The sequence below is a fragment of the Sanguibacter sp. Z41_6 genome (genome assembly GCF_059621145.1).
The window spans coordinates 937,064-949,730 of sequence record NZ_JCAQIF010000001.1; the positions used below are offsets into that span (position 1 = coordinate 937,064).

At 73.3% G+C, this 12,667-nt stretch carries 12 protein-coding genes and 3 tRNA genes; 6 read left to right on the forward strand and 9 right to left on the reverse strand.

The genetic code is table 11. The annotated features are described in order from the left end of the window. Window positions 1–130: 130 nt before the first annotated feature. The 4 genes from AC54T1_RS04420 to AC54T1_RS04435 all read left to right on the forward strand — a co-directional run bounded on the left by AC54T1_RS04420 (window position 131) and on the right by AC54T1_RS04435 (window position 2,492). Window positions 131–421: a hypothetical protein gene (locus tag AC54T1_RS04420; protein WP_496911172.1), complete on the forward strand. Its 291-nt coding sequence runs from the start codon at window positions 131–133 to the stop codon at window positions 419–421. A 108-nt stretch (window positions 422–529) separates the two neighbouring features. Continuing rightward, window positions 530–850, forward strand: coding sequence for a CAP domain-containing protein (locus tag AC54T1_RS04425; protein WP_496911265.1), 321 nt, complete (start codon window positions 530–532; stop codon window positions 848–850). Window positions 851–950: 100 nt separating this feature from the next. Beyond that, window positions 951–2,246: a threonine/serine exporter family protein gene (locus tag AC54T1_RS04430; protein ID WP_484344118.1), complete on the forward strand. Its 1,296-nt coding sequence runs from the start codon at window positions 951–953 to the stop codon at window positions 2,244–2,246. A gap of 157 nt (window positions 2,247–2,403) precedes the next feature. Then, window positions 2,404–2,492: transfer RNA gene (locus AC54T1_RS04435), tRNA-Ser, on the forward strand. Window positions 2,493–2,580: 88 nt separating this feature from the next. On the opposite strand, the gene AC54T1_RS04440 is transcribed toward AC54T1_RS04435, so the two are convergent. Continuing rightward, window positions 2,581–3,909 (reverse strand): FtsX-like permease family protein, encoded by a 1,329-nt coding sequence (locus AC54T1_RS04440; protein WP_496911173.1) that lies wholly within the window; start codon window positions 3,907–3,909, stop codon window positions 2,581–2,583. Further along, on the reverse strand, window positions 3,906–4,628 hold the full coding sequence (locus AC54T1_RS04445; RefSeq protein ID WP_484344120.1) for an ABC transporter ATP-binding protein: 723 nt from the start codon (window positions 4,626–4,628) through the stop codon (window positions 3,906–3,908). Before AC54T1_RS04445 ends, AC54T1_RS04440 begins: the two co-directional genes overlap by 4 nt. A gap of 184 nt (window positions 4,629–4,812) precedes the next feature. On the opposite strand from AC54T1_RS04445, the gene AC54T1_RS04450 reads away from it, so the two are divergent. Beyond that, window positions 4,813–4,896 (forward strand) — tRNA-Ser (locus AC54T1_RS04450). A 67-nt stretch (window positions 4,897–4,963) separates the two neighbouring features. Here the strand turns inward: AC54T1_RS04450 and AC54T1_RS04455 are convergent. Together AC54T1_RS04455 and AC54T1_RS04460 are read right to left on the reverse strand one after the other, a co-directional pair. After that, window positions 4,964–6,280, reverse strand: coding sequence for an FtsX-like permease family protein (locus AC54T1_RS04455; RefSeq protein ID WP_496911174.1), 1,317 nt, complete (start codon window positions 6,278–6,280; stop codon window positions 4,964–4,966). Further along, window positions 6,277–6,999, reverse strand: coding sequence for an ABC transporter ATP-binding protein (locus tag AC54T1_RS04460; protein ID WP_484344122.1), 723 nt, complete (start codon window positions 6,997–6,999; stop codon window positions 6,277–6,279). The genes AC54T1_RS04455 and AC54T1_RS04460 overlap by 4 nt, the downstream gene beginning before the upstream one ends. A gap of 216 nt (window positions 7,000–7,215) precedes the next feature. On the opposite strand from AC54T1_RS04460, the gene AC54T1_RS04465 reads away from it, so the two are divergent. Further along, window positions 7,216–7,291, forward strand: a tRNA-Arg gene (locus AC54T1_RS04465). Between the two features lie 74 nt (window positions 7,292–7,365). Here AC54T1_RS04465 and AC54T1_RS04470 read toward each other — a convergent pair. The 5 genes from AC54T1_RS04470 to AC54T1_RS04490 all read right to left on the reverse strand — a co-directional run bounded on the left by AC54T1_RS04470 (window position 7,366) and on the right by AC54T1_RS04490 (window position 12,594). Next, complete coding sequence (locus AC54T1_RS04470) at window positions 7,366–9,099, reverse strand: alpha/beta hydrolase (protein ID WP_496911175.1); 1,734 nt, start codon at window positions 9,097–9,099, stop codon at window positions 7,366–7,368. 28 nt (window positions 9,100–9,127) lie between these two features. Continuing rightward, complete coding sequence (locus AC54T1_RS04475; RefSeq protein WP_484344124.1) at window positions 9,128–9,466, reverse strand: cupin domain-containing protein; 339 nt, start codon at window positions 9,464–9,466, stop codon at window positions 9,128–9,130. A 120-nt stretch (window positions 9,467–9,586) separates the two neighbouring features. Continuing rightward, entirely contained in the window at window positions 9,587–10,129 is a 543-nt protein-coding gene (locus AC54T1_RS04480; protein ID WP_484344125.1) for a hypothetical protein, read from the reverse strand. Between the two features lie 26 nt (window positions 10,130–10,155). Beyond that, the gene (locus tag AC54T1_RS04485) at window positions 10,156–11,823 is read right to left on the reverse strand and encodes an ABC-F family ATP-binding cassette domain-containing protein (RefSeq protein ID WP_484344126.1); all 1,668 of its coding nucleotides are present in this window, start codon (window positions 11,821–11,823) and stop codon (window positions 10,156–10,158) included. Window positions 11,824–11,916: 93 nt separating this feature from the next. Next, window positions 11,917–12,594 (reverse strand): ANTAR domain-containing protein, encoded by a 678-nt coding sequence (locus tag AC54T1_RS04490; RefSeq protein WP_484344127.1) that lies wholly within the window; start codon window positions 12,592–12,594, stop codon window positions 11,917–11,919. Between the last annotated feature and the right edge of the window lie 73 nt (window positions 12,595–12,667).

Genomic DNA, 12,667 nt, shown 5'->3' on the forward strand with positions numbered 1-12,667 from the left:
TGAGGAGGGTTAGCAAGCGCCGTTGCTGACCATCAAGACCAAAGCGGCAGCGTAGACGGCTCTCACTTTCCCAAAGGAGTAGTTCTGTGGATTGGCAGACCGCCTACGGCCCGCGACGCAGGAGCACGAAGTGCTCATCTCTCACCCCGACCGAGCGATGCTGGGCCGTGGCGTCGTCCGTGGGGAGTGGTACCGGGTGAAGCAGAAGCTCGTCGCGGTACAGACCTTCGTCGTCGCGAGGATGCTCGTGTCCGGTACCGGGGATGCGGACCTCGGGGACCGTCCGGCCCGGTCGGACACCATGCTGCTCCGCGGCCGCGAGGCCGCACCGCTCGGCGCGGGCCTGCCCCGGCGTGCTGCGTGCGGCTGGGCCCGCCGCGCTCCCTCCCGCCGAGGTGTCGCGCCCGCGCCCCCCGGCTGACGCAGCAGTGCCGGGAGTGGCTCCTCCTCCGACACCTGCCGCCACACCGCCGCCCGCACCGTCCCCGTCGTCGTCGTCGCCAGCACCCACCCCGCCTCCGGCCCCTGCATCGCAGGCCTCGGGCCGCGCCGCCGTCGACGTGCCCGCCGCGCTGTCGGCGGACGCGCCGTCGTCCGCCGGGGCGAGCGCCCTCCTCGCTGCCCTCAACGTGACACGTGCGTCAGCAGGGCTGTCCGCCCTGGCCTACGACGCCTCGCTGGAGAGCGTCACCCAGACGTCGACCTCGCGGGGACCATCCACGCGAGCTGGCTGGACAGCCCCGGGCACCGCGCGAACATCCTCCGGCCAGGCTTCACGAGCGTCGGCATCGGGTACCACGTCGACGCGCAGGGCGGGGTCTGGGCGACGCAGGTCTTCGCGTCCTACTGACGGGCAGACCCGACGTGGTCGCGCGGGGCCCCGACGTCGGCGGTGTCCATCCGGGACCATCGCCGCACCTCGAGGACCGTGGACCCGCGATGATGGGACGGTGAACCCACCCGCCGCCTCCGAGGACGCCCTCGAACCCGTCCGACTCATCCGCCGCTCCGGCGTCGTGCTGCGCGTCGGGACGATGCTCCTGGCGGCCGGCAGCGGCAGCTACCGCGTGAAGATCTCGATGCAGCAGGTCGCCCGCGCCCTGGGGCTCGACGGCGTCGACGCGCAGGTCATGGTCAACGAGATCACCGCGACCTCCCGGGCAGGGACGATCTTCCGCACCGAGGTCGTGCACAGCCCGACCATCGGGGTCGACGCGACCCGCATCGCCGTCCTCGAGCGGCTGTGCTCGACGCTGCGTCCGGGTGCGACCGCCGACGAGGTCGACGCCGCGCTCGACCGGATCGAGAGCACCACGCCGCACCACGGGATGTGGGCGGCCGGCCTGTTCGCCGCGATGGCCTGCGCGGCGTTCGCCTTCCTCAACCACGGTGGGCTCGTCGAGGTGCTCGTCGCCGGCGTGGGGGCCGGCGTCGGGCAGGTCGTGCGCCGGGCGCTGCTGCACCGCCGGTTCAACCCGCTCGGTGTGACGATGCTCGCCGCGGCCGTCGCGAGCGCCGTCTACCTCGGCGTGGTGTGGGCGCTGTTCGGCGTGGGCCTCGTCGACACCGTCCACGAGAGCGGGTACGTCTCCGCGGTGCTGTTCCTCGTCCCCGGGTTCCCGCTCGTCACCGCTGGCCTCGACCTCTCCCGCCTCGACTTCTCCGCCGGCCTCTCGCGCCTCACGTACGCGCTCATGATCATGACCTCCGCAGCGCTGAGCGTGTGGGCGGTGGCCGCCCTCGTGGGGCTCACGCCCGACCCGCTGGAGCGGGCGGACCTGTCCGTCGTGCTCGAGACCGCGCTGCTGCTGCTGGCCAGCGCCGTCGGGGTGTGGGGGTTCGCCATGCTCTTCAACAGCAGGTGGCGGGTGGCGCTCGCAGCTGCGGCGATCGGGATGGTCGTCAACGTGCTGCGGATCGAGGCGGTCGACGCCGGCATGGTCCCGCAGGCCGCGGCGGGCTTCGCCGGCCTCGTCGTCGGCGTGCTGGCCAACCTCGTCGCGCCGCGGATCGGTGCGCCCCGGCTCACCCTGTCCGTGCCGGCCGTCGTCATCATGGTCCCCGGGGTCTCTGCGTACAACGCCGTGTACCTGCTCAACGACGGGCAGACGGTCGACGCGCTCGCCTTCGCCGTGCAGGCGACGTTCGTCGTCATCTCCCTCGTCATCGGTCTCACCCTGGCCCGGTCCGTGACGGACGGGTCGTGGCGGCAGGTGGGAGCGCGCGGAGCCCGCACCGCCCCGTGACGCCGCACGATGGGCGTGACGCAGCGCCGCTCCGGGGTGGAGCCCTGCGTGCTTTTGCTCCGTGGGCGCGCGTGCGGGTACATTTGCACAGCCCGCAGCAGCAGTGTCGCGTGGGTGGGCGCCCCCGGTTGCGCGGGGAACGCCAGGACAGGACCCAGGAGACGTCGCATAGCCAGGTCTAGTGCGCCACCCTGCTAAGGTGGTGATGGGGCAACCCATCCGAGGGTTCGAATCCCTCCGTCTCCGCTTCACGAAGGCCCCGGTCAGGTGACCGGGGCCTTCGTCGTCCTGGCACGGGCCGGGGCTGTGCATGCGGCACCCGGGATCGCGGGTTTCAGAGTCGCACGACGTCGCGCACGACGGACCGGGACGCGGCGGACCCGGCGAGGACGAGCGCGACGGCGGCGGTCACGCTGAGGACGAACTGGACGACGACCCGGGGGTCCTGGACGTTCTCGGTTCCTCTGGCGGAGATCATGTACATCGCGACCAACGCGGTGGTGAGGACCACCGCGACGGCGAGCGGGACGAAGACCTCGCGGACCCGGGCGGCGTGCAGGACGGCTGTGTCGGTGCCGGTGAGCGCCAGTGCGCGGTACTCCGAACGCTGCGAGATCACCTGTCCGGCCTGCATCACCCCCGTCGAGACGGCGGCGAGCACAGCGACGATGGCAAGGGTGAGGTACCCGCCGGTGGCGATGTCCGCGTAGAACTGGCGGTCGACCGCTGGTGCGGTCTCGGCCACCGATCCGGACGCCACCGGGCTGATGCTCGTGATCCCCGCGACGAACGTCGCCAGGGTCACGCCGCCGATGGACCGCCACGCCGTCTTCGGGTTGTCCACCATGCGGCGCCCGGCGAGCAGCGTGGCGACGGAACGGGCGCGGCGCGTCGTGATGCGGCCCACGACGGAGACGACGAACGGGCCGGCGAGGTTGAGCGTCCCGAACCCCACGGCGAGCAGGACGATGAGGAGGCCGATCCCGGCGCCGCCCGCGCCGACTACGGCCGCGAAGACCACGAGGGCCACGACGCTCGCGGCGGCACGCAGCCACGTCGGGTGCTTGGGCCGCACCCGGTTGGCGACCCCGAGCGGGGTGATGGCGACCTGGCGCAGGCTGATGACGGCCGAGACGACCGCGACCGCGACGACGGCCAGGACGGCGAGCAGGAGGTTCGGCAGGCCCACCCACAGCTCGCCGAGCCCGAATGTGCGGCCCTGGAACCGCAGCTGGGCGAACAGCGGGACGAGCGCGAGGTACCCGACGATCCCGGCGACCGCTCCGGCGAGGGCCTGGGCGGCGGCGTCGAGCACGGTGAGTGTCGCGACCTGCCACGTGGTGGCACCGGCGAGCCGCAGCGCCGCGAGCCGGGAGTCGCGCCGGGCGACGGCCAGCCGGGCGGCGGCACCGCCGAGCGTGACGAGGGGGATGAGCAGGAGCGCGCTCGCGAGCCACGCGAGGAAGACGTAGTTCTCGGTCATGACGTCGCCCGCCCGGGCGGCGCGCTCGTCGAAGGCGTTCTGCCCGCCGACGACGATGAGCAGGATCGCGGTGGTGACGCCGAACGCGACGATCGAGAGGATTGTCGTGAGGCGCTGGGGGTCGGTGCTCGACGCGCCGCGCAGCCGCAGCAGGCGCCACAGGGCGAAGGTCGTGCTCATCGGAGGGCCCCGTCCCGGGCCTCGGAGAGGAACTCGCCGGAGACGGAGCCGTCGCGCATCGTGATGGTGCGCGAGCACCAGCGCGCGACGGTCGGGTCGTGCGTGACGACGACGAGCGCCGCGCCCGACCGGCGGGTCGCCTCGACGAGGACCCTCATCACCTCGGCGCCCGTCGTCTGGTCGAGGGCGCCGGTGGGCTCGTCGGCGAACACGACGCCGGGCGAGCCGACGAGGGCCCGCGCGATCGCGACGCGCTGTGCCTGGCCACCGGAGAGCTCCCCCGGGCGACGGTCCTCCATGCCGGCCAGGCCGAGGTTGTGCAGCCACCCCGCAGCCGTGGCCGTGGCCTTCGACCGGCTCACGCCGGCGAGCATGAGCGGGAGGGCCGCGTTCTCGACGGCCGGGAGCTCGGGCAGGAGCTGGCCGGACTGGAAGACGAAGCCGAAGTCCGAGCGGCGCAGCTCGGTGCGGCGCGCGTCGCTGAAGGAGCCGATGTCGTGGCCCTTCCACATGACCGCCCCGGAGGTGGGCCGCAGGATCCCCGCGATGCAGTGCAGGAGCGTCGTCTTGCCCGAGCCCGACGGGCCCATGATCGCCAGGGACTGTCCGTCGTAGATCGACAGGTCCACGCCGGCCAGCGCGTGGGTCGTGGCGAGCGCGTCGGTGCCGTAGACCTTGGTGAGGTTGCGTGCCACGAGGGTGGGTCGGTTCGTGTTCATGCTCCCAGCCTGGTCGCCCGGGTCACGGGCGACATCGGCCTGCGGGGTGGATCCGCGCGGCAGGTGGTCCACCGAGGGGTGGAGCCGGGAGCGCCCGGTGTCCGCCCCTGGTGCACAGCCCGCAGCAGCAGTGTCGCGTGGGTGGGCGCCCCCGGTTGCGCGGGGAACGTCAGGACAGGACCCAGGAGACGTCGCATAGCCAGGTCTAGTGCGCCACCCTGCTAAGGATGGGGCAACCCATCCGAGGGTTCGAATCCCTCCGTCTCCGCTTCACGAAGGCCCCGGTCAGGTGACCGGGGCCTTCGTCGTCCCCCGCGTGGCGCGGCGGCGCGGTCTCAGGCCTGCACGACGTCCCGCATGACGTCCCGCACGACGTACCGGGACGCACCGGAGCCGACGAGGACGAGCGCGACGGCCACGATGACGCTGCCGAGGAACTGCGCGACGACGGACGGGTCGCGCACCGACTGCATCCCGATCACGGGGACGAGGACCGTGAGGACGGCGCCCGTCGTCGCCGCCACGGCGGCCACGAGCGGGATCGCGATCTCGCGCAGCCGTGCCGCGTCGAGCACCTTCGTGTCCGTGCCGGCCAGCGTGAGGGCCCGGTACTCGGCGCGCTGGGTGATGACGCGTCCCGCCTGCATGACGCCCGTCGACACGGCGGCCAGGACCGCGACGATGGCGAGCGTGAGGTAGCTCCCGGTGACGATGTCGCGCGTGAACTCGTCCGTCTCCGTGGCGAGCGCCGCGGCGCTCGTGACCCCCGCGATGAACGTCGCGAGGGCGACGCCGCCGACGGACCGCCAGGCCGACTTCGGGTCGGCGACCATCCGTCGCCCGGCGAGCAGGGTGGGCACCTTCCGGGCGCAGCGCACGGTGATCCGGCCGACGAAGGACACCACCCACGGGCCGACGAGGTTGAGCGTCGCGAACGCGACGACGAGCAGCACGACGAACAGCCCGACCCCGGCACCCCCGACCTGCACCGCCACCGAGAACGCCCCGAAGGCGCCGACGCAGACCACGAGGCGGAGCCACGTCGGGGGCGCGGTCCGCACCCGGTTGACCACCCCGAGGGGCGTGATAGCCACCCGCCGCAGGCTGACGACCGCCGACAGCACCGCGACGAGAACGACCGCGGTGACGGCGAGCAGCAGGTTCCCCAGCCCCACCCACAGCTCCGTCAGGCCGAACGTGCGGCCCTGGAAGCGCACCTGCGCGAAGACGGGGACGAGTGCCAGGTACCCGGCGATGCCGGCGACCGCCCCGGTGAGCGCCTGGGACGCGGCGTCGAGCACCGTGAGTGTCGCGACCTGACCGGTCGTGGCGCCCGCGAGCCGCAGGGTCGCGAGCCGGGTGTCCCGGCGGGCGACGGCAAGGCGGGCGGCCGCCGCGCCGAGCGTGACGAGGGGGATGCTCAGCAGCGCCACCGCGATCGACCCGAGGATGACGTAGTTCTCGGTGGTGTCGTCGCCGGGGTTCGCGGCAGAGCGGTCGCTGAACGCCTCGAGCCCGCCGAGGACGCTGAGCAGGATCGCGGTGGTCACCCCGAACGCGACGACCGCGAGGACCGTCGTCATGCGCTGCGGGTCGTCGCTCGCGGCCGTCCGGTGACGCAGCAGGCGCCACAGGTCGAACGTCGCGCTCATCGCCGCGCCCCGTCCTCGGCGGGAGCGAGGAACTCGCCCGAGACGACGCCGTCGCGCATGGTCACGGTGCGTGAGCACCAGCGCGCGACCGTGGGGTCGTGGGTGACGACGACGAGGGCGGCCCCGGACCCGCGGGTGGCGCGGGCGAGGACGTCCATGACCTCGGCGCCCGTCGTCTGGTCGAGGGCGCCCGTGGGTTCGTCCGCGAACACCACCCCCGGGGAGCCGACGAGGGCCCGCGCGATGGCGACGCGCTGCGCCTGCCCGCCGGACAGCTCGCCCGGGCGACGGTCCTCCATCCCGGCGAGCCCGAGGTCCCGCAACCACTGGGCAGCGGTGGCCGTCGCCGACGACCGGCTCACGCCGGCGAGCATGAGGGGCAGTGCGGCGTTCTCGACGGCGGGCAGCTCCGGCAGGAGCTGGCCGGACTGGAAGACGAAGCCGAAGTCGGTGCGCCGCAGGGCCGTGCGCCGGGCGTCGCTCAGCGCCGAGATGTCCTGCCCCTGCCACATGACCGCGCCCGAGGTGGGGCGCAGGATCCCCGCGATGCAGTGCAGGAGCGTCGTCTTGCCGGACCCGGAGGGGCCCATGATCGCCAGCGACTCGCCTCCGTACACGGAGAGGTCGACACCGGCGAGGGCGTGGGTGGTCGTCGTCGCCTCGGAGCCGTACACCTGGGTGAGGTTCCGGGCCGCGAGGACGGGCTGCGTCGTGTTCATGCCCCTAGCCTCGTCGTCGCAGGCGCCCGGCCGCGTCGCCCGGTGGAGGGGGTCGGCGGCCGGGCACGCTCCACCCCGAGGGGGAGCCGGACGCCGGCACCTGCTCCCGTGGGCGGGGTCGGAGCCCGACGTGGCGCGGCTCACCCGGCTCCGTTTTGGGATCTGCCCACCTGCGCGGTAATGTTCTCGACGGTCGCCCGCGCGGCGACCAGGTCTGCGCCCGTAGCTCAACGGATAGAGCATCTGACTACGGATCAGAAGGTTGGGGGTTCGAATCCCTCCGGGCGCACCAGAACGAACGGCTCCATCCTCTCGGATGGAGCCGTTCGTCGTTGGCGGCGGTACGGCCCGCGGCCGCCCGCTGTCTCACTCGAGGGCCTCCTGGAGCCGCGCGGTGTCGGCGTCGGTCCACCCCTCGGGCTGCGTCACGGCGATCCACGCCACCGGGATGAGCTCGCCGTAGTTGTGGCCGTGCCCGTCGGGGACCTTCTTCGAGTTCGCCATGTCGACGGTCACCTGCCAGAACGTCACCACGGGGTACCAGGACATCGACGGGGTGACGTCCGGGCCGCGTGGTTCCTCGAGCCAGTCGGGGCGGTCGAAGATGAGGGCGGGCGACCACCACACGACCGGGTCGGAGGGGTGCTGGAGGTAGACCACCCGCGGCTCGATCCACTCCTCCGGATTCTCGGGCTCCGCGAGGTCCTGGGCGTCCGCAGCGAACCGGACGACGAGCCCGCTCGCGTACATCGGCTCGATCTCGGGGGACCCGGGGTCGCGGCGGTCGACGAGCGCGTGCCACAGGTCGTTCGAGTGGGGCGGTCCTGTCCACACGACCCCGTCGGTGTGGTTGCGGATGTCCGCGAGCGAGGTGAAGGCGTGCTCGGACCCCTGGGAGCCGAGGCTCTCGCCGTAGACGACGAGGTCGGGCTGCTGGTCCTCGGGCAGTCCCTCGATGTGCCCCGAGACGGCGTCGATGAGCACCCGGCCCTCCTCCTGCGACCGGCTGCGGTCCACGAGGAAGGACAACCAGCTCGGCAGGTACGAGTACTGGGTGGCGACGATCGCCGTGTCGCCGGCGTGGATGAGCTCGAGGCTGTCCGCCGCGGCTGCGTCCACCCACCCGCTCCCCGTGGTCGTGACGACCGCGACGATCGACCGGTCGAACGCGCCCGTGCGCTCCATCTCCGAGATCGCGAGGTCCGCCCGGGCCTGCGCGTCGTCGGCGCTCTCGATGCCGACGTACACGCGGACGGGCTCGGAGACCGGGTCGTCGCCCGCGACGTAGGCGATGTCGTCGGCGCTCGCCCCGCCGGAGACGAAGCTGCGCCCCTGCCGGCCCAGGGACTCCCACTCGACGAGCGACTCCGCCGACCCGGACCGCAGGGCGCTCTCCGGCTGCTGGGCGTCCGGCTCGGTGCGCTGGTTGATGCTGTTGAAGGCTGAGTCGACGTTCGTCAGCGCGAAGCGCAGGAGCACCTCGTTCGTGAACGTCACGACGATGGCTATGGCGACGATGGTGCCGATGATCGTCGAGAGCCCCGTCGGCAGCCCGAGCCGTGCGTGCAGCGCCGCGCTCACGCGTCGTTCGAGGGCGAGCACTCCACGCCCGGCGGTCACGACGGCGGCGGCGACGACGACGAGCACGGGGCCTGCGAGGAACCAGTGGCTCGTCGGGGGCGCGTCGAGCCCGACGAGGCGGGCCATGTCCGCCTGCCACCGGGCGGAGGCCGTGAGCATGAGGACGAGCGTGACGGGGATCGCGACGACCAGCACCCGCCAGGCGACCCGCGGCACCCACGGTGGCAGGATCTCGAGGAGGCGGGACTCGACCTGACGGAACCGGCTGGAGTGCCGCAGGAGCCACGCGACGAGCGCTCCCAGGCCGTAGCCGGCGGCGCCGGACAGGCCGGACACGACGCCCTGGAAGAGCCAGTCCCGGGGGAGCAGCGACGGCGTCATCGCGAGGGCCGCGAACGCGGTACCGACCACGAGGCCCCCCGCGCTGACCCGCAGGCGGGCGAGCCGGGAGGGCGTCGGTGCGCTCGGCGTGCTCGATGGGCTGGGCGCGCTCGTCGCGGTGTCGAGGTCCGCGCCCATGTCGACCCGGTCCCGGTCCGTCGGCCCGTCAGGCCTCGAGCGGGCGCCGGCCCTGGCCGGTGACCGTCGTGAGGAGGAAGGCGGAGTCCTCGAGCGCGAGGACCGCGTGCCGCTCGTGGGTGAGCAGGACGAGCTGTCCTGCGGAGACCTTCGTCTCCTCGAGCCCGCTCACCTGGACCTGCCCGGTGAGCACCTGCAGGCTCGCGGCGTGGGGCGCGTTGTGCTCCGCGAGCTCGGAGCCCGCGACGAGGGCGAGGACCGTCTGGCGCAGTGCGCCGTCGTGCAGGAGGACCTGCGCGCTGCGTCCGTGCGGGGAGGTCCGGGCGGCCGCGAGGTGGGTCTCGGCTTCGTCGGCGAGGTCGGTCATGGGGGTCCCCTCATCTGCGCGCACGCTGGTAGGGCCATCGTTGCACGTCCGGTTCGTCCCGGCTCGGGGCGAACGTCCGGCGGTGCAGCCTGGGACGTCGTCCGCGGGCGCGAGGGTGTGTCAGAACTCCGGGCCGCAGTCCTCGGCCGGGTCGCAGGGGCGGAAGCCGTCGTCGACGACGAGCACGTCACCGTCGGGTCCCAGCGTGATCGACGACGGGTCATCCGCGAGCGCGTCGCGGTCGACCTCCCACACGATGACGGTCCGCGCAGGCCGGGAGCAGTCGACGATCCCGTCGGGGTGCACCGTCTGCCACTCGAGGGTCGCGCCGTCGGCGACGACGCGGCTCCCGGCGCAGGCCGGAGACTCCGCGACGACGAGCACCGACTCCTCGAGGTCGACGTCGAGGACGGCGGTGCGATCGAGGTCAGCCGGCACTCCGGCGAGGAAGTCGTCCCGGGCGGTGTCGTCCGCGAGGAGGAGCGTCGTGTCGAGCGTGATGTCGACGGCCGAGGGCTCGTCGTGCGCGCTCCACGACACGAGGTGGGAGCCGACCTCCGGGCGCTCGTCCAGCTCGGTCGAGCCCAGCAGGGAGCATCCGGGCAGGGCGAGCAGCAGCGCGAGCCGCCAGGACGCGCGCGTGAGGGGCGTCGGGGTGTCCATCCGCACAGGGTACGAGCGGCGGCCTGTCACGTCTCGCTGACCTGGCCGTCCGCGACCGTCCAGCGCCGGTTCACCCGGACGGCGTCGAGCATGCGGCGGTCGTGGGTGACGAGCAGGAGGGTGCCCGTGTAGCCGTCGAGGGCCGCTTCGAGCTGCTCGATCGCGGGGAGGTCGAGGTGGTTCGTCGGTTCGTCGAGCACGAGGAGGTTGACGCCGCGGGCCTGCAGGAGCGCCAGCGCGGCGCGGGTGCGCTCGCCGGGGGACAGGGACGCGACGGGGCGCACGACGTGCGGGGCGCGGAGCCCGAACTTCGCGAGCAGCGTGCGCACCTCGTCCGTGGGCCAGTCCGGCACGAGCCGGGCGAACGCGGCGGACAACGGCTCGGTGTCCCCGGCCGCGCCCAGGTGGTTGCGCGCCTGGTCCACCTCGCCGACGGCGACGCTCGTCCCGAGCGTCGCCGTCCCGGCGTCGAGCGGCACGGCGCCGAGCAGGGCGCGCAACAGGGTCGTCTTGCCCGATCCGTTGGCTCCCGTGATGGCGATCCGGTCTCCGGCGTCCACCTGGAGGTCCACGGGTCCGAGGGTGAACCGCGCGTCGTCGGCGGCTGACGCGCGGTGCTGCACGACGGCGCCGCGCAAGGTCGCCACGACGGCCGAGCCGCGCGGCGCGGCGGCGATCTCGTACCGCAGCTCCCACTCCTTGCGCGGCTCCGCCACCTCGTCGAGGCGCTCGATCATCCGGTCGGTCTGGCGGGCCTTCGCGGCCTGCTTCTCCGAGCCCGCGCGCTTGGCGTGCAGCACGTGCTTGTCCCCGTCGCTCGCCTTGCGCATGGCGTTGCGGGTGCCCTTGTCGGACCACCCGCGCTGCATGCGCGCGCGGTCCTCCAGCGAGGACTTCTTGTCCGCGTACTCGTCGTAGTTCTCCCGCGCGTGCCGGCGTGCCACCGCCCGCTCCTCGAGGTACGCCTCGTACCCGCCGGAGTAGACGCCCACGTGCTGCTGGGCGAGGTCGAGCTCGACGACGCGGGTGACGCACCGGGACAGGAACTCGCGGTCGTGGCTGACGACGACGATCCCGGTGCGCTGGGACCGTACGAACGCCTCGAGCTGGGCGAGCCCGTCGAGGTCGAGGTCGTTGGTGGGCTCGTCGAGGAGCAGCACGTCGAACCGGGAGAGCAGCAGCGCGGCGAGTCCGACGCGGGCGGCCTGGCCGCCGGAGAGCCCGGTCATGAGGTGGTCGACCCCGACGTCGAGGCCGAGCCCGGCGAGCACCGCACCGGCGCGGTCCTCGAGGTCTGCGGCCCCGATGCTCATCCAGCGGTCGAACGCCGACGAGTAGGCGTCGTCCGCCCCCGGCGCCCCCGTCGTGAGGGCGTCGGTGCTCGCGTCGAGCGCGGCCTGCGCGTCCGCGACGCCGGTCCGGCGTGCGAGGTGCGCCCCGACGGTCTCGCCGGGGACCCGCTCGACCTCCTGCGGGAGCCACCCGACGACGGCGTGCGCCGGCGAGACGGTGACCGTCCCGGCGGCGGGCTCGTGCGCACCGGCGAGGAGCCCCAGGAGCGTCGACTTGCCGGCGCCGTTGGCCCCGACGAGCCCGACGACGTCCCCCGGAGCGACGACGAGGTCGAGGCCGGAGAAGAGCGTGCGGTCCGCGTGCCCGGCGGCCAGGCCGCGGGCGACGAGCGTGGCGGTCATGAGTGGATGGCGGTGAGGATCACGGCGACCATTTTAGTGGGCTGCCCCGAGCCCCGAGCCCCGAGCCCGGGACGAGGCCGACGGTGGCGGAGGTCAGCCCTTGAGGGCGTTCGCGGCGCGTGCCCATGCAGCCTCGGCGGGGCCGAGGGACTGGAGCAAGGTCTCGGCGATCTCCCGTGACGTGCGCTGGCGCTGTGCGGCCTGGGTCTCGAGGATCCGCCGCGCGCTCCCGGCCGAGACGTTGTTGAGGTGCATGAGAGCGCCGATGGCCTGTTCGACGATCTCCGCGTCCTCGTACTGGGCGTAGGTTCCCGCCGTGGACTCCTCGAGCTCGGACAGCTCGAGGCGCAGGCGCAGCGTCCGGGCAAGGAGCTGCGTGTACGCGTCCACCGTGGTGAGCACCGTCGGCGACCAGGGGTCGAGCCGCTCGGAGTACACGTTGAGCGAGACGGGTGAGTCCGTGAGGGCGAGTGCCGGTATCGCCAGGGCGGACCGGTAGCCCGCCTCGGCCGCGGCGGTGCTCCACGCCTCCCAGCGAGACTCCTGCGAGAGGTCGGGGACCACCTGTCCGACCATCTGGTCCATGGCAGAGAGGCACGGGCCGACGTTCGTCTGGGTCTCGACCTGGTCGCACCGGGCGGAGCGCTCACTGCTGCTCGCGCCGCGGACCGCCACACCGTGCGGTCGCAGGGTGACACTCACCTCGATGTCGGCACCGAGCGCCGCGGCGGCGCGGACGGCGTACTGCTCCAAGTACTCAGACGCGCTCATGGTCTCTCTCCTCCGCAGTCCTGGGTCACCAGGTCGCAGGCCCCCCTCGTCCTCCTGCGCCCTCCGCGACGCG